The organism is Marinomonas pollencensis (assembly GCF_003387375.1).
Classification (GTDB): domain Bacteria; phylum Pseudomonadota; class Gammaproteobacteria; order Pseudomonadales; family Marinomonadaceae; genus Marinomonas; species Marinomonas pollencensis.
Genome location: NZ_QUNG01000016.1, coordinates 45,143 through 68,901, shown reverse-complemented (window position 1 = coordinate 68,901; position 23,759 = coordinate 45,143). Strand labels below are relative to the sequence as shown.

At 45.5% G+C, this 23,759-nt stretch carries 24 protein-coding genes; 7 read left to right on the top strand and 17 right to left on the bottom strand.

All coding sequences use genetic code 11. From position 1 onward, the window contains the following. Positions 1 to 189 (top strand): hypothetical protein (locus DFP81_RS18380; RefSeq protein WP_220342945.1); only part of this gene is annotated, 189 nt, incomplete at its 5' end. Positions 190 to 311: 122 nt separating this feature from the next. On the opposite strand, the gene ispH is transcribed toward DFP81_RS18380, so the two are convergent. From ispH to murJ, 6 genes are all read right to left on the bottom strand, one after another. After that, positions 312 to 1,262: a 4-hydroxy-3-methylbut-2-enyl diphosphate reductase gene (gene ispH / locus DFP81_RS16530; RefSeq protein WP_115898997.1), complete on the bottom strand. Its 951-nt coding sequence runs from the start codon at positions 1,260 to 1,262 to the stop codon at positions 312 to 314. Next, positions 1,259 to 1,690, bottom strand: coding sequence for an FKBP-type peptidyl-prolyl cis-trans isomerase (locus tag DFP81_RS16525; RefSeq protein WP_115898996.1), 432 nt, complete (start codon positions 1,688 to 1,690; stop codon positions 1,259 to 1,261). Before DFP81_RS16525 ends, ispH begins: the two co-directional genes overlap by 4 nt. Next, positions 1,687 to 2,193 carry a signal peptidase II gene (lspA, locus tag DFP81_RS16520; protein WP_115898995.1) on the bottom strand — a complete coding sequence of 169 codons (507 nt, stop codon included), beginning with the start codon at positions 2,191 to 2,193 and terminating at the stop codon, positions 1,687 to 1,689. Before lspA ends, DFP81_RS16525 begins: the two co-directional genes overlap by 4 nt. Next, positions 2,193 to 5,015, bottom strand: coding sequence for an isoleucine--tRNA ligase (ileS, locus tag DFP81_RS16515; protein ID WP_115898994.1), 2,823 nt, complete (start codon positions 5,013 to 5,015; stop codon positions 2,193 to 2,195). Before ileS ends, lspA begins: the two co-directional genes overlap by 1 nt. 39 nt (positions 5,016 to 5,054) lie before the next feature. After that, entirely contained in the window at positions 5,055 to 5,978 is a 924-nt protein-coding gene (gene ribF / locus DFP81_RS16510) for a bifunctional riboflavin kinase/FAD synthetase (RefSeq protein WP_115898993.1), read from the bottom strand. Positions 5,979 to 6,110: 132 nt separating this feature from the next. Then, positions 6,111 to 7,679, bottom strand: coding sequence for a murein biosynthesis integral membrane protein MurJ (gene murJ / locus DFP81_RS16505; RefSeq protein WP_115898998.1), 1,569 nt, complete (start codon positions 7,677 to 7,679; stop codon positions 6,111 to 6,113). A 228-nt stretch (positions 7,680 to 7,907) separates the two neighbouring features. Between murJ and rpsT the strand changes: the two genes are divergently transcribed. Then, positions 7,908 to 8,171, top strand: a complete 264-nt coding sequence (gene rpsT, locus DFP81_RS16500; protein WP_115898992.1) for a 30S ribosomal protein S20 — start codon at positions 7,908 to 7,910, stop codon at positions 8,169 to 8,171. A gap of 62 nt (positions 8,172 to 8,233) precedes the next feature. On the opposite strand, the gene DFP81_RS16495 is transcribed toward rpsT, so the two are convergent. From DFP81_RS16495 to rplU, 5 genes are all read right to left on the bottom strand, one after another. Beyond that, positions 8,234 to 8,596, bottom strand: a complete 363-nt coding sequence (locus DFP81_RS16495) for a diacylglycerol kinase (RefSeq protein WP_115898991.1) — start codon at positions 8,594 to 8,596, stop codon at positions 8,234 to 8,236. A 37-nt stretch (positions 8,597 to 8,633) separates the two neighbouring features. Continuing rightward, on the bottom strand, positions 8,634 to 9,758 hold the full coding sequence (gene proB / locus DFP81_RS16490) for a glutamate 5-kinase (RefSeq protein ID WP_115898990.1): 1,125 nt from the start codon (positions 9,756 to 9,758) through the stop codon (positions 8,634 to 8,636). Positions 9,759 to 9,782: 24 nt separating this feature from the next. Beyond that, entirely contained in the window at positions 9,783 to 10,973 is a 1,191-nt protein-coding gene (cgtA, locus tag DFP81_RS16485; protein ID WP_115898989.1) for an Obg family GTPase CgtA, read from the bottom strand. Between the two features lie 107 nt (positions 10,974 to 11,080). After that, positions 11,081 to 11,338, bottom strand: a complete 258-nt coding sequence (gene rpmA / locus DFP81_RS16480; protein ID WP_115898988.1) for a 50S ribosomal protein L27 — start codon at positions 11,336 to 11,338, stop codon at positions 11,081 to 11,083. A gap of 32 nt (positions 11,339 to 11,370) precedes the next feature. Beyond that, entirely contained in the window at positions 11,371 to 11,679 is a 309-nt protein-coding gene (rplU, locus tag DFP81_RS16475) for a 50S ribosomal protein L21 (RefSeq protein ID WP_115898987.1), read from the bottom strand. 281 nt (positions 11,680 to 11,960) lie between these two features. Here rplU and ispB point away from each other — a divergent pair, with 281 nt between their 5' ends. Then, complete coding sequence (gene ispB / locus DFP81_RS16470; protein ID WP_115898986.1) at positions 11,961 to 12,941, top strand: octaprenyl diphosphate synthase; 981 nt, start codon at positions 11,961 to 11,963, stop codon at positions 12,939 to 12,941. A 37-nt stretch (positions 12,942 to 12,978) separates the two neighbouring features. Here ispB and DFP81_RS16465 read toward each other — a convergent pair whose 3' ends face one another. Next, complete coding sequence (locus tag DFP81_RS16465; RefSeq protein ID WP_115898985.1) at positions 12,979 to 13,890, bottom strand: alpha/beta hydrolase; 912 nt, start codon at positions 13,888 to 13,890, stop codon at positions 12,979 to 12,981. Between the two features lie 283 nt (positions 13,891 to 14,173). Here DFP81_RS16465 and fabA point away from each other — a divergent pair, with 283 nt between their 5' ends. Together fabA and fabB are read left to right on the top strand one after the other, a co-directional pair. After that, positions 14,174 to 14,689, top strand: coding sequence for a 3-hydroxyacyl-[acyl-carrier-protein] dehydratase FabA (gene fabA, locus DFP81_RS16460; RefSeq protein WP_115898984.1), 516 nt, complete (start codon positions 14,174 to 14,176; stop codon positions 14,687 to 14,689). Positions 14,690 to 14,714: 25 nt separating this feature from the next. Next, positions 14,715 to 15,929 carry a beta-ketoacyl-ACP synthase I gene (fabB, locus tag DFP81_RS16455; RefSeq protein WP_115898983.1) on the top strand — a complete coding sequence of 405 codons (1,215 nt, stop codon included), beginning with the start codon at positions 14,715 to 14,717 and terminating at the stop codon, positions 15,927 to 15,929. An 89-nt stretch (positions 15,930 to 16,018) separates the two neighbouring features. On the opposite strand, the gene DFP81_RS16450 is transcribed toward fabB, so the two are convergent. From DFP81_RS16450 to smrA, 4 genes are all read right to left on the bottom strand, one after another. After that, entirely contained in the window at positions 16,019 to 16,762 is a 744-nt protein-coding gene (locus DFP81_RS16450; protein WP_245959199.1) for a lysophospholipid acyltransferase family protein, read from the bottom strand. 14 nt (positions 16,763 to 16,776) lie between these two features. Beyond that, positions 16,777 to 17,886, bottom strand: a complete 1,110-nt coding sequence (locus DFP81_RS16445; RefSeq protein ID WP_115898981.1) for a 1-acyl-sn-glycerol-3-phosphate acyltransferase — start codon at positions 17,884 to 17,886, stop codon at positions 16,777 to 16,779. 37 nt (positions 17,887 to 17,923) lie between these two features. After that, positions 17,924 to 20,845 (bottom strand): insulinase family protein, encoded by a 2,922-nt coding sequence (locus DFP81_RS16440; protein ID WP_115898980.1) that lies wholly within the window; start codon positions 20,843 to 20,845, stop codon positions 17,924 to 17,926. Positions 20,846 to 20,996: 151 nt separating this feature from the next. Further along, positions 20,997 to 21,578, bottom strand: a complete 582-nt coding sequence (smrA, locus tag DFP81_RS16435; protein WP_115898979.1) for a DNA endonuclease SmrA — start codon at positions 21,576 to 21,578, stop codon at positions 20,997 to 20,999. Positions 21,579 to 21,805: 227 nt separating this feature from the next. Between smrA and DFP81_RS16430 the strand changes: the two genes are divergently transcribed. Together DFP81_RS16430 and DFP81_RS16425 are read left to right on the top strand one after the other, a co-directional pair. Then, on the top strand, positions 21,806 to 22,330 hold the full coding sequence (locus DFP81_RS16430) for a TetR/AcrR family transcriptional regulator (protein WP_115898978.1): 525 nt from the start codon (positions 21,806 to 21,808) through the stop codon (positions 22,328 to 22,330). A gap of 16 nt (positions 22,331 to 22,346) precedes the next feature. Next, complete coding sequence (locus tag DFP81_RS16425) at positions 22,347 to 23,429, top strand: alcohol dehydrogenase family protein (RefSeq protein ID WP_115898977.1); 1,083 nt, start codon at positions 22,347 to 22,349, stop codon at positions 23,427 to 23,429. A gap of 170 nt (positions 23,430 to 23,599) precedes the next feature. Here DFP81_RS16425 and DFP81_RS16420 read toward each other — a convergent pair. Further along, on the bottom strand, positions 23,600 to 23,759 hold a 160-nt coding region (locus tag DFP81_RS16420), incomplete at its 5' end, for a cold-shock protein (protein ID WP_147299459.1).

Genomic DNA, 23,759 nt, shown 5'->3' with positions numbered 1-23,759 from the left:
AGAACAATCAACATAAAGCGAATTGACGTGTTTGACTCTCGTAAGTCTTCAATTTTTTTGATCAACTACATTCCGGTAAAACCGAACTGCGATGATCTTCTGAAGACTCCAGCGAGCGCCCACACAAATTATCTGATTATCTATTTTAAAGAGCGTCTGACTTGTCGGTCGACTTACTTAGCAAGCTAAGTTGCAAAGCGTTGTTTGCGTCGTTGTCCGTGTCAGTGGGTGCGTATAATACATCGTAAAAACTTTAGTGCAAGCGCTTTTTAATAAAACTTTCATTTTTTTAAAATAAAACTGCAAGACACTTATAATTCAACAATCCTCAGCTCTTTCGGCATAGAAAAAGAAACATTCTCTTCTCTACCTTTAAGCTCTTCTGGCGCGCTACCCCCTTCTTGGATAAGACGGTCTATCACTTCATTAATTAGCACTTCCGGTGCTGACGCGCCAGCGGTAACGCCAACGCTTCTCACGCCAGACAACCAATCACTTTGGATTTCACTCGCATTATCAATCAAATGGGCTTTTGCTCCCATCCGTTCAGCCAACTCTCTTAAGCGATTCGAATTGGAACTATTAACAGACCCTACAACTAACACCAACTCGGATTCTTTTGCCAAGGTCTTCACCGCATCTTGACGGTTTTGTGTCGCATAACAAATGTCATCTTTCTTTGGCCCTTTAATATTAGGGAAGTGATGACGTAACGCATCAATCACGACAGATGTATCATCCATAGAAAGCGTCGTTTGAGTCACAAAGGCAAGCTTGTCTGGGTTTTCAACCTTTAGCTTCGCCACATCATCTGGATTTTCCACAAGATAAATAGCACCGCCTTGTTTATTGTCATATTGTCCCATGGTCCCTTCAACTTCAGGGTGTCCATCGTGGCCAATCAAAATACACTCAGCGCCATCACGTGAATAACGAACAACTTCCAAATGAACCTTAGTAACAAGGGGGCAGGTTGCATCAAATACTTTTAACCCACGTTTTTCCGCTTCATCACGAACGGCTTTGGAAACACCATGAGCACTAAAGATAACAATATTGTCATCTGGCACTTCATCTAGCTCATTAACAAATACCGCACCCCGTGATTTGAGGGACTCAACAACAAACTTGTTATGTACCACTTCGTGACGAACAAAGATGGGGGCCTCAAATAAATCTAAACACCGGTTTACAATGTCGATTGCTCTATCTACACCTGCACAAAAGCCACGCGGGTTGGCTAATTGAATGGCAAAACTCATGCTGCCTCCTCTACTGAGACAATTTGTACGCGGTAAGTTAAAGTGCGACCTGACAACGGGTGATTAAAATCTACTAGCACATCATGCTCACCAATTTCTGCAATCACCCCTGGCAATTCATTTTTACTCGCATCAGCAAACGACACCACCATTCCTTCTTCTAAATCCATGGAGAATTGAGAGCGGGGTATGCGCTGGATATTACTTTCATTGCGAGCGCCAAAGGCCTGCTCAGGTGTCATTTCAAATTGACCTTCTTGACCGACAGTCATACCAATCAAGACTTCTTCAAAGGCAGGTAATAAGTTGCCATCACCAAAAACAAAGCGCGCCGGCTCATGAGCGAAATTGGAATCGACTATTTGGCCGTCTTCTAAAGACAACTCAAAGTGTAAAGTCACCTGACTGTTAGTGGTAATTACATTCATTCTTTCGGACCTTTTTGTGGCTTCGCCAGCACACTTTCTAACAACATCAAAACAACACCAATGGTAATGGCACTATCCGCTACATTAAACGCAGGAAAGTACCAAGACTGCTGCCAATGGAATTCAAGAAAATCAACAACATGACCATAGACCAAGCGATCATATAAATTGCCAACCGCGCCGCCTAAAATCAAACTCAATGAGAGCGCTTCTAGTCGATTGGTTGTCGCAACTTTAACTAACCGCCAGCTAATTCCCACCACGACGGCCAAAGCAATTAAAGAAAAAAACCAACGCTGCCAACCACCGGCATCAGCTAAAAAGCTAAAGGCGGCACCGGTATTATAGCGCAGAGTTAAATCAAAAAAGGGAAGGACAGGAATAGACTGACCATAGGCAATGCTTGCTTCAACACATTGCTTGGTCAGCCAATCTAGGGCAAAAATAACAAGAGCCAGCGCCCACCAGCGCTGGACTTGTTGCCATATAAGACGAATGGTCATTAAGCGTAAAGGCGTTGCTCACCTTCTCCATCTGGTAGATTCGAAATACAACGATCACACAGCTCAGGGTGCTCACTGCGCTGACCTACTTCTGGACGGTGATGCCAACAACGAACACATTTCGCATTGCTACTTAAAGTCACAACGACTTTCAAACCATCAAGATCCGTTGCAACCGCATCTTCACCCGCTTGCGCAAGTGGCAATACCTTCACATCAGAAGAGATGAGTACAAAACGTAGTTCATCATCAAGGCGAGCCAAAGTTGCTTGTAACGCATCATCACAGTACAAGGTGATTTCTGCGCTTAAGCTGGCTTTCATTTTGCCTTCACTGCGCGCAGCTTCTAATACCTTGTTGGTTGCTACTTTCGCTTCTAACACTTGCTTCCAGAACTCACGCCCCATTGGCTCATCGCCAGACAATGTTGCCAAGCCTTCGTACCAAGTTTCTAAGAACACAGACTCACTGCGCTCACCTGGCATCGCCTGCCACAACTCATCGGCAGTAAAGCTCAAGATTGGTGAGATCCAACGAGTGAATGCTTCCATAATATGGTACAAAGCCGTTTGTGCAGAACGACGCGCCAAACTATTTGGCTGTGTCGTGTACTGACGGTCTTTGATGATATCCAGATAGAAGCCACCTAGGTCCACAGAACAGAAATTTTGGATTTTCTGGTTCACTGTGTGGAACTGGTACTCGTTGTAAGCGGTATCTAATTCAGTTTGCAACAAAGCAGCACGATCTACGATCCAACGATCTAACGCCAACATGTCTTTACTTGCTACTACATCTGTCGCTGGATTAAAGCCACTTAAGTTAGACAACATAAAGCGTGCGGTATTACGAATACGACGGTATGAGTCAGCCACTCGTTTCAGAATTTCATCAGACACTGTCATTTCAGTGGTGTAGTCCGTTGCCGCAACCCACAAACGGATGATGTCTGCACCTAATGTATCCATCACCTTTTGTGGTGACAACACGTTACCCAATGACTTCGACATCTTGCGGCCGTCACCATCCACTGTAAAACCATGTGTCAGCACTTGTTTGTACGGTGGCACACCGCGAATCGCGATGGACGTTTTCAATGATGACTGGAACCAACCACGGTGCTGATCCGAACCTTCCAAGTACAAATCTGCTGGGAAGTTTAGCTCTTCACGCTGATCGATTACTGAGTAATGTGTTACCCCTGAATCAAACCATACATCTAACGTATCTGTTACCTTACTGTATTTGGCTGCTTCGTCGCCCAACAGCGTTTCAGCATCCATCTCGAACCAAGCGTCTATACCTTCTTGTTCGATACGTTTTGCCACTTCTTCAATTAAGCGTGGTGTTTCTGGGTGCAGCTCTTGTGTTTCTTTGTTGATAAACAAAGCAATTGGCACACCCCAAGTACGCTGACGAGACACACACCAATCCGGGCTGTTATTCAACATCCCTTCCATGCGATTTTGTCCCCAACTTGGTACCCATTTAACACCTTCAACGGCATGCTTAGCAGCATCCAGCAAACCTTCTTGGGTCATGCTGATGAACCACTGCGGTGTTGCACGGAAGATCAAAGGTGTTTTAGTACGCCAGCAATGTGGGTAACTATGGAAAATTTTCGACTCAAATACCAAAGCGTTGTTGCGATTTAGCGCTTCAAGTACTGCGCCATCTACTTTGTATACATGCATGCCAGCGAATTCACCCGCTGCATCAGAGTAGACACCGTTATCTTGTACTAGGTTAATCGTGCCAATGCCATTTTCACGACCCACGTTAAAGTCATCTACACCATGGTCTGGGGCGGTGTGCACACAACCCGTACCCGCTTCTGTCGTTACGTGCTCACCAAGGATCACTGGAATATCACGCTCTAGGAACGGATGATTCAAGACAGTGCCTTTTAACTCTGCACCAACAGCACGACCAACAATCGTGAAGTCTGTCACGCCGTAGCGAGTCATCAAGCCTTCAACCATGTCTTCAGCCACGATTAAGCGCTCTTTGCCCAAGCCCATGTCAACTTCCACCAAGGCGTAGTTAAACTCAGGATGCACAGAAACCGCTTGGCTTGCTGGTAATGTCCAAGGTGTGGTTGTCCAAATAACAACAGACACCTTGCCTTCGCCAGCCACATCAGAGAATTTAGCCAATAACGCCGCTTCGTCTTGAGGAGCGTAACGCACATCTAGAGACAAGGATGTTTTGTCTTGGTATTCCACTTCGGCTTCCGCCAAGGCAGAGCCGCCCACCACACTCCAGTAAACTGGCTTAAAGCCTTTTACTAAATGGCCATTTTCAGCGATTTTCCCCAGTGCACGAACGATGTTTGCTTCGGTTTGGAAGTTCATCGTTAGATACGGGTTTTCCCAGTCACCCATTACACCTAAACGGATAAAGTCTTTTTTCTGAGCTTCAATTTGCGTGTAAGCGTATTCACGACATTTTGCCCGGAATTCTTTATAGGATACTTTCGTACCTGCTTTGCCAATCATCTGCTCTACTTTGTGCTCAATAGGCAAACCATGACAGTCCCAACCAGGGATATAAGGCGCATCAAAGCCACTGACGGTTTTAGACTTAACAATAATATCTTTGAGGATTTTGTTAACCGCGTGACCAATGTGAATGCTGCCATTTGCGTATGGAGGACCATCATGAAGAATAAAAGATTTACGGCCTTTGCTGACTTCGCGTACTTTGTTATACAGATCCATATCCTGCCATTGCTTCAGCATTGCAGGTTCACGTTTTGCCAAGTCTCCACGCATTGGGAAATCAGTCTTTGGCAAATTAAGCGTCGGTTTATAATCACTCATGGTTTATCGAATTATCCTCAAAGATCATCAGTTCACTGATTAGGCAAAGAAGTGTATTGCTTCTTCTTTATCGCATTGAATTTGTTGTTCCAGCGCATCTAAGCTGGCCATTTTTCGCTCTGCCCTAATAAAGCGGCAGAAAGTTACCTGTACATACTGGTCGTACAGGTCTCCATTAAAATTAAAAAGATGTACTTCTAGTATGGGCGTTTTACCTTGCACTGTGGGGCGCACGCCAATATTCGCTACCCCGTTATGGGTCATGCCATTAACACTAAGCTGTACCGCGTAGACCCCTGATAACGCAGGCTGTGTTCCCTTTAAATAAACATTCGCAGTAGGAAACCCCAAGGTGCGGCCTAGTTTCTGACCGCCAACCACTCGCCCACCTAAAACGACTGGGTGCCCCATATTTTCTTGCGCCGCGGCAATATCCCCAACTTCTAACGCTTGGCGTACTAATGTACTGCTAATGCGCTCGCCATTAAGATTTAAAACCGACGGTGTATTTTCCACATCAAAGCCATGGTTTTCTCCAAATGCCTTGAGGTAAGCGAAGTCACCTTGACGATCACAGCCAAAACGAAAGTCATCACCCACCACCAAATGGCGTATAGAAAGACCTTGATACAAAATACGCTGACAAAAGGCCTGAGCGTCTAATTGTTGGAGCTTAGGGTTAAAGGGCAAGCACAACACATAGTCAATTCCCTGCCCCTGTAAGAAACGCACTTTATCACGCAATCGACTAATGCGACCTGGCGCTCTATCTGGTGTAAAGAACTCTCTCGGCTGGGGTTCAAAAATCATAATACCCGCAGGTACCTGATAATGTTCCGCCAACGCTTTGACGCGGCTCAAAATGGCATGATGCCCACGATGAACCCCATCAAAATTCCCTATCGTCAGCACACTTTCTTTATGCTTTGAACGGATATTATGAATACCGCGTATTAACTCCATAGTACCTCGTTCAAGATCATTCCACCCAGTGCCGAAAAAATAACCGAGATTATATAGCAGATCACCACCCGAAGGTAGGCTAGAACAAGCACAACCTCAGCAAGATATACCGGCCCTAGTGAGTAACTCGATCTAGTGTTTAAAAGAAGATGGTCGCAGCCCCATCACGCCTGCCCCAACAATATAAACAGCAACACCACCGATCACGACCAATAAAACTTCACCCACTCGATGCAAATCGCTCATTTGTGTCCATACTAACCCCTGCTGGAGAAAAACATAGATCCACACGGCTAGCGCTGCCGTTGCCACAATTAGCACTCTAGAAATCAATTTCCACTGACGAGAAAAATGATGATGCCCCTGCTTGCGTAACCCTCGCCATAGCAAAAATGCATTTAGTGCAGCAGACAAACTGGTCGCCAAAGCCAAGCCAACATGCCCCAATGGCCACACCAAAATCAAGTTGAATACCATATTGGCTACCATCGCAATAATACCAATCCGTACCGGCGTTCGAGTATCCTGTCGCGCGTAATAACCCGGCGCTAACACTTTAATCAACATCATAAAAATCAGCCCTAAAGAATACGCTTGTAAGCTTTGGGCCGCCTTAGTGACATCTAAGGCTGTTAATTCGCCGCGATAAAAAATAGTCGCAATCAACGGCTCCGCCAACATAAACAACGCCAAAGCAGAAGGCACTGCGATCAATAACAGCATACGTAGAGCCCAATCCAACGTAGCTGAGAAGGCCTTGGGGTCTTTACCCGCAAAACTGCGCGACAAAGACGGCAAAATCACGGTACTAATCGCAATGGCAAAGATCCCTAGTGGCAATTCATACAAGCGATCAGACAAATACAACCAAGTAATACTGCCCGTCTGTAAGAACGACGCCAGCACGGTATCCAGTAGTAAGTTAATTTGCCCGACCGACACACCAAACAAAGCAGGGCCAATCAAGATCAGAATGCGTTTCACACCAGGATGGCGAAATTGCAACGTTGGCATCGGCAATAACTTGAGGCGCGCCAGAAATGGCATTTGGAACAACAACTGAACCAAACCAGCAAAAAACACCCCCCACGCTACGGCAGTTTCTGCTGCTAGGGCATTTCGTGCAAACACCAAGGTGGCAATCAACAAACTAATATTAAGAAATATTGGCGTAATCGCAGGCACCGCATACTCACCGTGAGCATTCAGTATGCCCCCCGCCAATGCGGTGAGAGAAATAAACAATAAATAAGGGAAGGTAATGGTTAATAACTCAGAGGCAAGACGCGCTTGTTCGCCATCCGCAGCAAAACCTGGAGCAAAGACGTAAACCACCCATGGCGCGCACACCATAAATAAAGCTGTTACCACTAACAACACCAATGCTAACGAGCCAGACACGGCGGAGATCAGTGCGCGCACCTCTTCTTTGCTCTCATTTACCCGATAATCACTTAAAACCGGAACAAAGGCCTGAGCAAATGCCCCTTCCGCAAATAAACGCCGAAAGAAGTTGGGGATTTTAAATGCCACATAAAAAGCATCAGCTCCTGCACTTGCTCCTAAAACATACGCCAATGCGGAATCTCGAGCCAAACCCAAGATACGAGACAAAAAGGTACATATGGACACCAAGACACCCGATCGCAACAATGAAGTATTTTTAGGTGTTTTTTTCGGGGTGATTTTATTTTCCGACATAGTAATTTTGTTAACCATTCCAACAAATTGGAGCAAGAATAACACCTGAAACCATAACAAGTTAGGGAAATAAGCCAGTAGATTTGGTGATTATTTGTATAATGGGGTTGTGGCATGCTCAAAAACTGGTAAAATCCGCCGCGAGATTATGAAGTCATACTTGACATTGATTTCACGACGCAGCACAGTGCTGTGCCGTTTCCTAATATAAACGAAAGGAGCCAGACTGTGGCAAATTCCGCCGGTTCAAAAAAACGTGCGCGCCAGGCGATCAAACGTCGCGCTCATAATGGTAGCCTGCGCTCTATGGTTCGCACATACTTGAAAAAAGTAGATGCAGCCATCGAAGCAGGTAATCAAGCTGATGCACAAGCAGCTTACGTTCTAGCTACATCTAAGCTAGACAAAGCAGCTGATAAAGGCCTATATCACAAAAACAAAGCAGCTCGTCATAAGAGCCGCTTGAGTGCTAAAATCAAAGCACTGGCCTAATACCTATAAAAAAACCGGCTTATGCCGGTTTTTTTATATCTTAATTTTCTACCCTGCCAATACTAACTAATCAGCACAACACACCACACAACTACCGCCAATAACAGCGTCAGCATAACCGCAGCCGATCCTAAGTCTTTAGCCCGACCTGATAGCTCGTGGTGTTCATCACTGATTCTATCCACCACAGCCTCAACACTTGAATTCAGCGTTTCAACAATCAACACCATGCCGACAGAAAAAATCAGCACCGCTCTCTCCAATGCCGTATCACCCAACCAAAGCGCGAAAGGAAGAGCGATAATAAATAGGCATAACTCTTGGCGAAATGCAGCCTCATGCTGCCATTGCGCTTTTAGACCTTGATAAGAATAGCGAGATGCACTCAACACTCGCGCCAAACCAGACTGCCCCGGCTTTGCCATTACACACTCCCAGAAAACAATGAAATACTTAACCTAATTACACTATTACCAAGTTATCACGGTGTACTAACTCAGGCTCACCTTCGTAGCCCAGTATCGCACCGATCTCAGAAGAAGAACGACCCAATAACTTTAATGTTTCAGCCACACTGTAGTTCACCAAGCCTCTAGCAACCACAACACCTTGCTCATCAACGCAAAGCACCATGTCGCCGCGCGAGAAGCTGCCCTCTGCGTCTTTAACACCCACTGCCAACAAACTTGTCCCTTCCTTGCGCAGAGCTTTTACAGCCCCTGCATCAAGTACCAAAGAACCTCGACTCTTAAGGTGACCTGCCAACCATAACTTACGCGCCGCTTGTCGACCGTGATCTGGCTCTAACCAAGTGCCAATCACTTCGCCACTCGCCGCTCTCACAATGACACTCTCTTCTCGCCCAGAAGCAATGAGTGTATCAGCGCCAGAACGAGCCGCTAACCGAGCCGCCCGGATTTTTGTCAACATACCACCACTACCTAATGCACCAGCTCTACCGCTCGCCATGGCTTCTAGACGATTATCGGAAGCGGATACATGTGGCAGTAATTTGGCATCAGCATAGTCACGAGGATTCTTATCAAACAATCCTAGCTGATCCGTCAAAATAATTAATACGTCGGCCTCAACAAGGTTCGCAACCAGCGCCCCCAACGTATCGTTATCGCCAAAACGAATTTCGTCGGTTACAACCGTGTCATTTTCATTAACTATGGGTACAACACCAAGATTCAGCAGCGTTCTCAACGAAGATCGTGCGTTTAAATAGCGACGTCGATTCGATAAATCATCATGGGTTAATAAGATCTGCGCGGTGCACAAATCATGACGCTCAAAATGAGACTCATAGACACCCACCAACTCCATTTGCCCCACAGCCGCCGCGGCCTGAAGCTCATTGACTTGGGTGGGTCGAGAAGAGAAACCTAAACGCTTCATGCCAGCTGCAATGGAGCCTGATGACACCAAGACAACTTCCTTGCCTTGTGCTCTGAGTTCCGCAATTTGCGCAACCCAAAGGCCAATACGGGCTACATCAAGCCCCTGACCGTCATTGGTCAACAACGCACTGCCAATTTTCACTACCACACGGTGCGCTTTAGCAACTCTCTCTCGTATATCCATGATACTGCTTATCTTCTCATCTAATTAACGAACGTACTCTACGTCCACATCATAATCATCGTCGTCAAAGTCTTCGTCGTCTAGCAACTGACCGGCTTTACGGCGCTTCTCACGCAACGACAGGATTCGATTACGACCTTCTTCATCGATTAAAGCACGCACTGCCTGCTCTTTTTCTCGCGCCTCTTCACTGTCTGCCAGCAATTCACGCTGCTCTTCAAGCGCCGTCATTAAGTCAAGACATAACACTTCTGTACCTTCACCTGAAATGGCAGAAATACGGTACGCCTTGCCTTCCCAGCCCAATGCATCAATAACGCTCTGGCAACGCTCTTCAAGTTCGTCTTCTGGCACCATGTCAGTCTTATTCAGAACCAACCAGCGATCACGCTGAGCAAGGGCAGGGCTGAACTGTTGAAGCTCATTAACAGCAATCACAGCTGCTTCGGCTGGAGTAATATCATCCCAAGGCGCCAAATCAACAATGTGCAATAAGATACGGTTACGCACCAAGTGCTTCAAGAAGCGAATACCTAGGCCAGCACCTTCAGAAGCGCCTTCAATGATTCCTGGAATATCAGCAACCACAAAGCTTTGATGCTTCTTAACTTTTACCACGCCCAAATTAGGCACTAACGTCGTAAACGGATAATCCGCTACTTTTGGCTTAGCTGAAGACACTGAGCGGATAAATGTGGATTTACCAGCATTAGGCAAACCCAGCAGACCCACATCGGCCAACACTTTCATTTCCAGCTTAAGGGTACGCTCTTCGCCTACCGTACCTTTCGTCGTTTGACGAGGTGCACGGTTAGTACTGGACTTGAAGCGCGTGTTACCTAAGCCATGATGACCGCCTTGCGCCACTTTCAGCTTTTGACCGACTTTCACAAGGTCCCCTAAGGTTTCTCCTGTGTCTTCGTCAATCACTGTCGTCCCAACTGGCACGATAATCTCAAGATCGGCCCCTTTTGAACCGGTCATATCACGACCTTGGCCGCCTTCACCGCTGTCTGCGATGTATTTTTTGGTAAAACGAAAGTCAATTAGAGTGTTTAGCGACTCATCAGCAACCAGTATAACACTGCCACCATCACCGCCATCACCGCCATCAGGACCGCCTTTCGCTACAAATTTTTCACGCCAAAAGCTCAAACAACCATTGCCGCCTTTACCCGCTCTTACATAGATACTGGCTTCATCAACGAATTTCACAGATTCACCTCTTAGGTGCATTATCAGAATCAACAGAGACTGATTATAGAATTTTTCCAAAAAAAAAGCCCCGCGTCGCGGAGCTCTTTTTGAGTTTTTAGCAGAGATTAAGCAGCAACGATAGAAACGGTGCGACGCTTAAACTTACCTTTTACTTCAAATTTCACTTGGCCTTCTGCAACAGCAAACAAAGTGTGGTCTTTACCAATCTTAACACCTTCTCCAGGGTGGAACTGAGTACCACGCTGACGAACAAGAATGTTACCTGGGATCACAACTTGACCACCAAAACGTTTGACACCTAATCGTTTCGACTCGGAATCGCGACCGTTACGAGTACTACCACCCGCCTTTTTATGAGCCATGACTTACTCCTTAAAATTAGTTTAGTTAGCGCTTAGTTAATGCCTGTGACTTTCACTTCTGTGAACCACTGACGATGACCCATACGCTTCATAGAGTGCTTACGACGACGGAATTTCAAGATTTTAACTTTATCTCCGCGACCGTGAGTAACAACTTCAGCTGTTACTTTTGCGCCTTCTACAACTGGAGCGCCAACTTTAACGTCGTCGCCATTGCTAACAAGAAGAACGTCGTTGAATTCAACAACACCGCCTTCTTCAACCGCAAGTTTTTCAACTTTAAGGGTTTGGCCTTCTTGTACACGGTATTGCTTACCGCCAGTTTTAATTACTGCAAACATGTTCTTCTCCAATAAGATTTACCCGGCTACTGAATTGAGTTTGACCTACTTCTAGTGGCACTGATACTTGATTGAATACAACCAAAAACCATTTACCATATGATAGGGAGCAAAACGTGGGTAAATCGGACGCGAGATTGTACAAAATCACACCAACCAAAACAAGAGAAAAGGCAATCTATTGTAGATTTTTCATGTTTTGGGTTGACCGCAGCACGGTGCTTACCTAGCATGGTGCGCACTTGCTGTTCAGCTTGGGACTTATTAGCTTCGGAAAATGCATGCAATCCACACAAATCCATGATGTTGTGACCAACGAGTTTGGTCAAGTGAATGATTATATTATGTCGCAGCTCAGCAGCGACATACCTCTAATAGAACAAATTGGCTACTACATTATTAGTAATGGCGGCAAACGCTTACGCCCCTTACTCGTATTACTTGCCGCTCGAGCAAGCGCCGATTTAGATTCTGACAAACTTGAAAAAGCCATTAAAATGGCAACCATTATTGAGTTTATCCACACCTCTACACTGCTCCATGACGATGTAGTGGACGAATCCGATATGCGCCGTGGTAAGAAAACCGCGAACGAAGAATGGGGCAATGCGCCGAGCGTTCTCGTTGGTGATTTCTTATATACCCGCGCCTTTCAGTTAATGGTTAGCATAAACAGCATGGATTGCATGGCGATTTTGGCAGAAACCACCAATATTATTGCCGAAGGTGAAGTGCAGCAGTTGATCAACTGCGGCGACCCCGACACCACAGAAGAAAGCTACCTCAAGGTTATCCAGTATAAAACTGCCAAGCTGTTCGAAGGCGCTGCTCTGTGTGGCGCTGTAATTGCAGATGCTGATCAAGCACATCAAACTGCACTACAAGACTACGGCATGTATGTTGGTACGGCGTTTCAATTGATTGATGACGTCATGGACTACACCAGTACCGCGGAAGAAATGGGCAAAAGTGTGGGCGACGATTTATCAGAAGGCAAACCTACATTGCCATTAATCTTCACCATGAAACACGGCAGTCAAGAAGCCGCAGACCGAGTCAGACAAGCAATTTTGACTGGTGGGCTCGAGAACCTAGAATCCATCATTGCCGATGTACAAGCCTGTGGTGCAATCGAGTTCACTCAGCAGCAAGCACAACAACAAGCAGACCTTGCTATTCAGTCTCTTGCTTGCCTGCCAGAAACGAAATATAAACAAGCACTTATCGCTCTGGCTAACAGCGCAGTAAAACGAAAAAGCTAAGCAAAAGCGCCTCTCACACAGCAAGAAGCAAAACCACTTATGGCTGCACTTCTTGCTGTGATATTAACGTCTTCACTGTTTGCGCACTTTGCTGTGGATACTGCTGCATAAAGCAATGCCCCCCTTTTACCTCAATCACTTTTATATTGGGATTTATTTTCTCAGCCAGCTTATAGGCGAGCTTGAAATACGAAAAGGTTTCTTCACCTTGAACAATATAGGTTGGTACGGAAATCGAGCGTATCGCCTGCCATAACCCTTTTGGGTAACTGGAAAAGACAGCCGCCTCCATCCATGAAGGGCATATTAAATGATAGTGCTTTGACGCTTGGTCTTGTCGAATTGAGTGCTGTATGTAATCTTCTAAGCAAGCCGGCTCCCACCCCTTAAAGGCACCTCGACCGGTAAGGTTTGCCCTAACTTGATCGAGGCTTTCCCATTGTTTGCGGCGACGGCGGGCTTGCTTAGCTAACGGCGCATGATGTTTCAACCCCAGTATTTTTACTGTCCTCATCAGCCATAATAAGCGTGGTGGAAATAAAGCTGGGTCCAGCAAAATCAAACGGTCAAATAGGTCTGGCTGCTGAGCGCTCATCAGCAATGTCATACAGCCACCAAAACTGTGCCCCATCCCTATGGTTGGTTGCTGCGGCAATGTTGACGTCTGCGCTTTCAGACTGACTGAAAAACGCTTCGCTGTATTATTCCAACCGACAAATCGCTTACCCGCAGAGGACCTACCATGCCCTGCCGCCTCCTGAAGAATCAAATTGTAATCCTCGTCAAAGGCTGTCAGAAATTGGCGATAGGTTTGCACCGCAAAACCGTTACCATGTAAAAAGTGTAGGTTGGGACGCTCTGGATGACATTGGCCTGCATAACCAACAATATAACCATCTACAAATTCATGACGCCAGCTATCCAACCACTCGTTCTTATGTAATGACATTGACACCTTTAGTTACCACCCTGCAAAAGCGCTTAATATTGTTTTTATTGCCCTAGAGTAAACCAGTGCCATTTCTCTTTCTAGGGATAGGATTCTGATCAAATGACAGAAAAAGCAGCGCTAATAATCGACATTTACGAAGTCTTGTTGGTTTTTTTCTACTCAAACATTCATATTAGTTCCTTGAGACGCTATAATCCGTTGGATTTTATACTGCTAACTGAACCACTCAACTCAGCATAACTAAATCGAGTTATCCGCTGAATGTGGAAATAGGATTATAATGACTACAGCTTCCTCGTTTGAAAAAGACGAACTATTACAATGCGGCCATGGCGAAATGTTTGGTCCAGGCAATGCTCAACTTCCAGTTGGGAACATGCTGATGATGGATCGAATCACTCGTATTTCTACCGAAGGTGGTAAATACGGTAAAGGTGAAATCATAGCTGAGCTTGATATTCACCCAGACCTTTGGTTCTTCCAATGCCACTTCCCTGGTGATCCAGTCATGCCTGGCTGTTTAGGTTTGGATGCTATGTGGCAACTCGTTGGCTTCTTCCTTGGCTGGAAAGGCAACAAAGGCCGCGGTCGCGCATTGGGTTCTGGTGAAGTGAAATTCACAGGCCAAATCCTTCCGACTGCAAAAAAAGTGACCTTTCATATTCACCTTAAGCGCGTCATTGAGCGTAAGTTGATCATGGGAATTGCAGACGGAAGCGTATCCGTTGATGGTCGAGAAATTTACACAGCACAAGATCTACGTGTTGGTTTGTTCTCATCAACAGAAAACTTCTAAAGATTAAGAGTAAAGAGGCACATTTATGCGTCGTGTAGTAGTAACAGGTCTTGGCATTGTCAGCTGCCTTGGCAATGACAAAGAGAGCGTTTTAAACTCCTTGCGCGAGGGCCGTTCTGGTATTCGTTTCGCTGAAGATTACAAAGAAAAGGGCTTCCGTAGTCACATTTGTGGTCGTATCGATTTAGATCCTTCAAGCATTGACCGCAAGGTTCGCCGTTTTATGGGCGACGCGGCAACATACGCTTATGTATCTATGCAACAAGCTATTGAAGATGCCGGCTTAACCGAAGAGCAAGTATCTAACATCCGCACCGGTTTGATTGCTGGTTCTGGCGGTGCATCCGCGCAAAACCTAGTAGAATCCGCTGACACTCTACGTGAGAAAGGCGTGAAGCGCGTGGGTCCATACCGCGTTACTCAAACTATGGGCAGTACCGTTTCTGCTTGTTTGGCTACGCCATTTAAAATCAAAGGCGTTAACTACTCCATCACTTCTGCTTGTTCTACCAGTGCACACTGTATTGGTAATGCCATGGAGCTAATCCAACTAGGCAAACAAGATGTTGTGTTTGCCGGTGGTGGTGAAGAAGAAAGCTGGGCACAAACATGCATGTTTGATGCAATGGGCGCTTTGTCTTCCAAATACAATGAGACACCAGAAAAAGCTTCTCGTGCTTACGATGCAAACCGTGATGGTTTTGTTATCGCTGGCGGTGGCGGTATCTTGGTTATTGAAGAGCTTGAACACGCTAAAGCTCGTGGCGCAAAAATCTACGCTGAACTAGTAGGTTACGGCGCGACTTCAGATGGCTACGACATGGTTGCTCCTTCTGGTGAAGGCGCGAAACGTTGTATGCAAATGGCAATGAGCACTATTGACGGAGAGATTGATTACATCAACACTCACGGCACCAGTACTCCTGCTGGCGACATGAAAGAACTACAAGCAGTGAATGAGACATTTGGCGATAACATTCCAGCTGTCAGCTCAACTAAATCACTGTCTGGCCACTCTCTGGGTGCAGCTGGCGTTCATGAAGCAATCTACTGCTTGCTAATGATGGAAAACAAATTCATCACAGCGTCTGCAAACGTTGATGAGCTAGATGAAGCAGCAGGGAATATTCCTGTTGTAACGACTCGCAAAGACGATGTTGACTTGAATCTTATCATGTCTAACAGCTTTGGTTTTGGTGGTACAAACGCCAGCCTAGTATTTAAAAAATACGACGCATAATCTGACAGCTCACGCTGTTCAGAAACAAAAAAAGCCGCAATCTGCGGCTTTTTTTATGACTATCAATATTGGCTCATCACCCAGTAACGCTATTTAATACCTACTGGTAGTTTTGCCATTTCTGCCCGCATCCACTGCTCCATTTCATCATGTAGCTCAGATGTCTTTTTGCCTTCTGATTCAATCACTGGGCCAATCACCATACGAATAGAACCAGGAAACTTAAAGAAACTTTTACTTGGCCATGCGTACCCTGCATTATGAACCACAGGTAAAATTGGCGCTTTGGCAGAGGTTGCCAACATAGCAGCCCCTTTATTAAAGTCTTTGGTTTCCGTTGGCTTAGTGCGCGTACCTTCAGGGAAGATCAACACTGAACGCCCATCTTCTAGGCGCTCTTTCCCCTGACTCATAATTTGTTTTAGAGCATTAGTCCGTTTCGAACGATCAATCGCAATAGGTTGCACCATGCGTAATCCCCAACCAAAGAAAGGTACAGATAACAGCTCTTTCTTTAGTACGGTTGAAACCGGTGTCATCAACACTTGTAAAATATAAGTTTCCCATTCGCTTTGGTGATTTGCCACCAGCACAACTGGGCGATTCTTATTGATATGCTCACGGCCAATAATCTCAACCTTGACGCCACACAACAAGCGGAACAAACACAATAAACCTTTGTTATGCAAATTGAGTACTGGCTGACGATAATTTTTTGGTAAAAGAATCGTTGCGAGTGGAGCAAGCACGCCAAAAAAGACAGTGGATAACATGTAATAGACAAAGAAAATAGTGGAGCCTACCCATGACCTTAACAGGATTCCTAAACGCACAATTGCTACCTCAGTTACTCTTTATTTAGATATTTTTGTTGCTGCTTCAACGGGTTCGCATACATGGCCACTACCGTGTCACGTAGCTCTTCAGGACAACTTTCTAGGTATGTAGAAAACGCACTATCCGTTGAGGGCTTGCCTTGCTGAATCGCCAATGCCGCCTCATTACTGGCTTGAATCGCGTAATTAGTGATCACTTGGCGATCCACTTCTGCGACTAACGCTTCCGGTGTTTCAATCCCATCTTTTAGAACATCTCCGAAGGTGACAACCACTTTGCCTTTTTGCCCAACAATGCCGTTCTTGATGCTATCAATGTCCTCAAATTCGGCCTTCTCATAATTTCCAGTGGTTGATTTTTCATAGAGCTCGCGAGCTTTATCAAAGGCACACGGGTCATATTCATAAGAAATCGACACTGGCACAATTTTTAAATTGGCCATCGCCTCTGAGAAAGACAGTTTCTCTTTCTTTTGGCTCATATAAAGCATCTTGATCAGAGCTTGATCGGTTTGATCTAAGCCATCTTTCGCCCGCCCTTCTTTTTGGGCAATCCAAATATTCGATTGGTCTTGCGTAAGAGAATGAGTAATGTAGCTAGATAACTGCCCAAAAGCCGCCATCATTTCACGAATCCCATTGGCTGAGCGTTTCACAATAAAGCTTTTATTGAGACGCATTAGATCAGACACAAACGGGCGGCGTAATAAGTTATCGCCTATTGCGATACGAACGGTATCCAAGCCTGCCAAGTACAAACCATAATTAACAAACGCAGGATCCATTGCGATGTCTCTGTGGTTAGATAAAAATAAGTAACCAACCCCTTTTTCTAGCTTTTCAATACCACGGTACTCTACATCAGATGTCGTGGTTTTGATCATACGGTCCATGTAGCCCGCAACACGCATTTGAAAGTCATGAACGTTCTTGATGCCAGCCACTTGGCGCTTTAACGCCAATTTTACCGCAAACGCCAAAGGCGCTTGCAATAATTTAGGCCAACCAGCAAAACGAAAGCCAACAATAGTGTTAATAAAATCTGGCGTGTCTACCAGGTTGTGCAACACCCCAACGACTTCGTCGTCGTTGTAAGGGCGTATATCATGAAACTGATCCATTTAATTTTCCGTTAGTAAAAAACTGTCTCGTTTTTTATTATAAAGTTTGAATATCAAAGCCTAATGCTTCTAATTCCGCACGCTTAGCCGTTGACGTTACGACTGCCACGTTCTCGTTTTCTTTGGTTAAGTAAGTTTTTGCTACTGTTTTTAACTGCTCTACCGTCACCGCAAGAATGCGTTTACGGAAGGCCTCGCGGTACGCCAAAGAGCGACCATGAAGCTGAACATAGAAATCACTTTGTGCTTCACCAGCCGGTGAGCCTGGCTTATCCATCGAGCCAATTACACCCAAAATCGCTTCTTCTAAAGCATCATCGCCGTGTTCTTCGTTTAACAACCACGCAATAGAAGCATCAAAATCCGCTAGTGTTTCCGTTAAACGTGGATCACGGTAAGAATAAAAGCGGAATGCACCGTTGGTACCGTCGAAGCTTGCTCCGCCACCATACGCACCACCTTGCTCTCGAATCACGCGATGTAAGAAACCATTACGAAGGAAACCACCCAAGACGGTCAAGGCCGCAACATCTGGGTGCTCCCCTGAAACGGTTTTGAAGGCTTTACTGCAGAAGCTCACCTGTGTGGCCGTTAGCCAAGCAGTATTTACCTTACGATCAACATTCGGCAATGCAAACACAGTTGAAGATTCACCCTTTGGTAAATCAGCAAATACAGGCTCAACCGAGGCTAAAATGCTGGCTTCGTGCTGAGGCTCAGCAACCAAGAGCATTTGCTTCGGTGCGCGTAGTAATTTTTTATGCAGACGCGAGAAGACGGCAAATAAATTTTCTACTGCCTCATCCCCTGCTTTCATCGCATCATCTAACGCAATCGCTTTACGAATGCCTGTCATGCCACCCCATTCTTCTTGCTGAGCGGACAAACCAGAAATACCACTCGCGGCAGCGGTCATTGCCAATGAATGCCCTTGACCAGTAATCGATTGCTCACGACGTGAACGACGTTGCGCCACCAGCTCTTTGACACGACTAATCTCATCAAAGCGAACATTCAGCATGGTGTCTTTTAACAGTTCACTCATGGCGGATACATTCGGCACTAAGGCCTTAGATGACAACACAAAATAAGCGCTGACAGTCTGACGGTCTTGAATGCTGGCACGAATCGAGTTCGATGCCCCTAAACCACCACACACTTGAACTTGGCGCTCTTGAATAGCAAGGTAGTCTTGCTCGCCCACACCTAACTCGGTAATTAACGAAGAGAATAATGGCAAGTGGCTTTTTTCTTCTTCATCCAATTCTGGCAGTGTAATCACCAATTGCTGGTAGACCAGACCATTGGTACCTTGTGGATAAAAAGTCACAGGCAACTCGCTCGCTTGCTGATGTTTGTCATATTCTGGCAATCGAGCAGGCACATCTTCCAGACCTACTTTTGGCAAAATGCTCATATCATCCACTTGCGATTGACGCGCTTTTAGCGCCTCACTGCGGGCGATAATATTGGCTTTTTCTTCGTCTGATAACGCCGCTTTGATTTTTCCTAAGCGGTCTTTTTCTGCTTGGTTACGACGCATTTCTAACGCATCGTCTGGGCTTAATGTTAACGTCACTCGATGAGCATTAGACAACAATAAGGTTTGAATCAGATTTGGAATGTAATCTTTGTCTTGCACTTTTTCGCGCATGCTTTCGATAACAGGGTCTAGGTCCAATTGTGCGATCACATCACCAGAATGCACGGCGGTCGATAAACCGGCTAAAATCAGCTGTAACCCATATGGATAACTGCCGCCACCGACTTCACGCTGACTCAACTCGAGTTGATGCAACATGGCATCCACCATCTCTTGAGGAATACCATTTTTAGCAATCTCTTCAAGAGTCGACACAATCAATGCTTCGACTTGAGCTGTGTTCTCGCGTTTTACGCCCTCTAGACCACACATAAAGCTCATTTCTTTATTGCTGTCTTCAAGACCACACAAAGGGGATGGAGCACGACCTAGATCACTACTCTCCAGCACTCGACGCAACGGTGATGCACTGTTGTCCAACAATACGCTAGACAATAGCTCCGCCTCAAACTGTTGGCCAAGATCAATACTCTCACCTAACAACCAGCCAACGACAACATGGCTACCGTCTTCTTTTACTTCGTCGGCCGCATAGCCTTCTTCAACACGCACTGGTGAAAAGTAACGTTTGGCGTTTGGCACACTAACTTGCGTCGCTAGGCGCTCAAAACGGCTCAAGACTTTTTCTTCAAACTCGGTTTGTAAGGTCTCCGCTGGTATATCACCAAACGTCATGAATACCGCATTTGAAGGGTGGTAATGGGTACGATAGAAAGCCAATAGATCATCATATGAAAGATCCGGGATGTCGGTTGGCTCACCACCAGAATTAAAGTGGTAGGTGTTATCAGGAAATAGGTACTTAGTCAGTGTTTGCCAAAGCACAGACGTGGTCGAGCTCATGGCACCTTTCATTTCATTAAAGACAACACCTTTGTAAGTCAGCTCTGAGTCTGGATTCGTTGGCTCGGCAAATTCAAGACGATGCCCTTCTTGAGAAAAATCCAACTCATCTAAACGCGAGAAAAATACCGCATCTAAATAAACATCTAATAAGTTATGAAAATCTTTTTTGTTTTTGCTGGCAAACGGGTAAGCCGTCCAATCTGATGACGTGAAAGCGTTCATGAAGGTGTTTAAGGAACGGCGAATCATCATAAAGAAGGGATCACGAACGGGGAAACGCTCCGAACCACACAAAACCGTGTGTTCTAAAATATGCGCTACGCCACAAGAATCCGTTGGGACGGTTTTCAGGCCGACTAAGAAAACGTTTTCATCATTCTCTGATGCGATATGAAAATGCTTAGCGCCTGTAACTGTGTGTTCAAATTCTTGAACCGTTACATTTAGAGCATCGATGAATTCGCTGCGAATGAAAGTAAACGCAGGATGATGTGCGGTGCTATTTGTCATTCTCTACCTCTAGTGAATTAGAATACGGTGACTGGAATGTTTTGGGGCAGCCTCATCGAACTCAAGACCGCAAGGTGTCGGAATTATAACAAATTTGTGACTTTTACTGCACGAATAAAGCACTATGCTTTTGTGGTGCTTGTGTGAAAATTCAGCGTTTTTGATGCTTTTCCCAATTTTCAAGACGCGCTTTTTCACTTTTTTTAAAAAGCACATACACAGCCCCCAAACCACCATGGTAGCGTTGTGCAGAATGAAAGGCCATGACACTGTCTAAATCCCGCAACCACTTGTTGATGTAACTCTTGATCATCGCTTGACTGTCTGGGTCTGGGGTACGATCCCCCTTACCATGAACAATAATCGCCACGCGAATATCATTACGCATGCAATCGTCGACGAACTGATAAACCAATTCCCGAGCTTGAGCGACCGTTCGTTGGTGCAAATCGAGGCGAGACTCGATACCGTATTTACCTTGGCGCAAACGCTTAAAAACGCCATCTTGCACCCCAGAACGCTTATATTCCAGGACATCATTCGGCTCAACTTTTTCCACATAATCATGAGACAAATGATTGTTATCCGCTTCTTGTGCCATGATGGCCGCACGCTTACGCGCTTGAAAATCTACTGGTGCCCCTTTTTTACCAAGATACACCTCGCTTTTTTCTAAAGGCTGAATGCCTGCTACTTCTTGAGCAAACAAGGATGCTTCATCGTCATCGTTCACTGTTTCAACCTCTTTACTTATACCGCGCCATCAAAACGCATACTGTGCCAAAAACGCTAAGTATACCGATAAATTGAAGCCAGATATCACCTCCTTACAAACAAAATCATCTGTAAAGCTAAGGACAAACATTGATGAAGGTAGAGTATTTACTCTACCTTTATTGGTAGAATAAATACTCTACCTTTATTGGTAGAATAAATACTCTACCCTTCAGGACAATTACCTTGAAACAACAAATCGCCGCCAGCCTTGAACTGGCTTTTAGCCAATACGGCTTTGCCGAACCCAATGTAGACAAGCTAAAAACAGCCTGTAATGTCAGTTTACGCACTCTGTATAAGCACTACCCTTCAAAGGAAGCCATGGTGGTAGCAGCACTTGAGTATCGCCACCAGCGCTATCTTGCTTTTCTCGACAATGGGCCAAATCAGAATGCTCAATCATCACTGGAAATTATTTTTCAGCGCCTTGAAACATGGATGTCTGAAAACGCGCCCCATGGCTGCTTATCGATGAATGCCATCGCGGCCTTTCCTGATAACCTCATTATCAACAAAGTGGTAAAAGAACATAAAGCAGAAGTGCGCCAGTTTTTAGCGCTAAAGAGCCAACGAGCAGAACTCGCCAACTCGCTTTTTTTGCTCCATGAAGGCATTGCCAGTGCTTGGCCTATTCTCGGTGCCGATGCCGTCAAATCTGCATTGGTTTCTTTGTCAGCCCTTATGCACACGCCTCAACCAACACACTAAAAGGTAACCTTTATTTATGCCCAACCAGACGCTAAACAAGACACGAATTTACCTCCCAGAAAGCATGAGTGGCGTGGTATTAACAGCACACGGTGAAACCGATAAGCTGCACTATCGCAATGATCTAGAAATCCCCACATTGACCAGCCATGATGTATTAATTCGAGTCGCGGCAGCTGGCATCAATAACACTGATATAAACACTCGCTTGGCTTGGTATTCTAAAGGAGAAGCCGATAGTGCCGACGCCAGTTGGTCCGGGCAAGCACTAACCTTTCCACTCATTCAAGGTGCCGATGTATGTGGCACCATTGTCGCCGTTGGCAGTGCGGTTGACCCAAAGCGAATTGGTGAGCGTGCTCTGATTGAGCCTTGCTTACAGGAGCACAACAGCGAACCACTTAATCCACCAGGCTATTTTGGCTCAGAATGTCACGGTGGTTTTGCCGAATACACCAAGGTTGCAAACCGGCATGCTTACGCTATCCAAAGCAACTTATCCGATACCGAACTTGCCTCTTTTCCTTGTTCTTACTCCACTGCGGAAAACATGCTCAGTCGAGCTAATGTCAATAGACAGGACATTGTCCTAATATCAGGAGCATCTGGCGGCGTAGGCTCGGCTGCAGTCCAATTAGCCAAAGCGCGTGGCGCACACGTTATTGCCATCACCAGCGCCAGTAAACGCCTAGCACTTTTAGACATAGGCGCTGACCAAGTGGTCACCCGAGAAGAGGATCTTGTTACTGCCTTGGGTGAAAATAGTGTCGATGTCGTGGTGGATCTGGTGGCAGGGAAAACATGGCCAGTCTTTTTACAGCTACTAAAACCCGGTGGTCGTTATGCCGTTGCTGGCGCGATTGGTGGCGCCTTCGTCGAGCTCGATGTCAGATCCTTGTATTTAAAAGACTTGAGCCTATTTGGCTGTACTGTCTTAGCGCCAGAAGTATTTCAGAACTTAATTCACTACCTTGAAGAAGGAAAAATACAACCTCTGGTAGCGCAAACCTATCCACTAAAAGAAATCGTCAAGGCACAAGAAGCGTTCCAGAAAAAACACCATCTAGGGAAAATCGTACTAAATATAATGAAGGATTAAAGCAACTTCATTATTCCTTACTAAAAAAACAAAAAAAGCCCTGCTGATTTAGCAGGGCTTTTTTTAAAAAGGATCTAAAGTAAGTCCGCTAATACGATACCTAAAATAGACATACCTTTCTTTCAAAGTCATATTAACCAGTAGACTAGAAAAGCCTGCTGCTTAGACGTTTAAATACAAACAATATTTTCTGCTTGTGGGCCTTTTTGGCCTTGTGTCACTTTAAATTCTACGCGTTGGCCTTCAGCCAATGTTTTAAAGCCGTCACTGACGATCGCACTAAAGTGTGCAAAAACATCAGGACCAGATTCTTGTTCAATAAAACCAAAA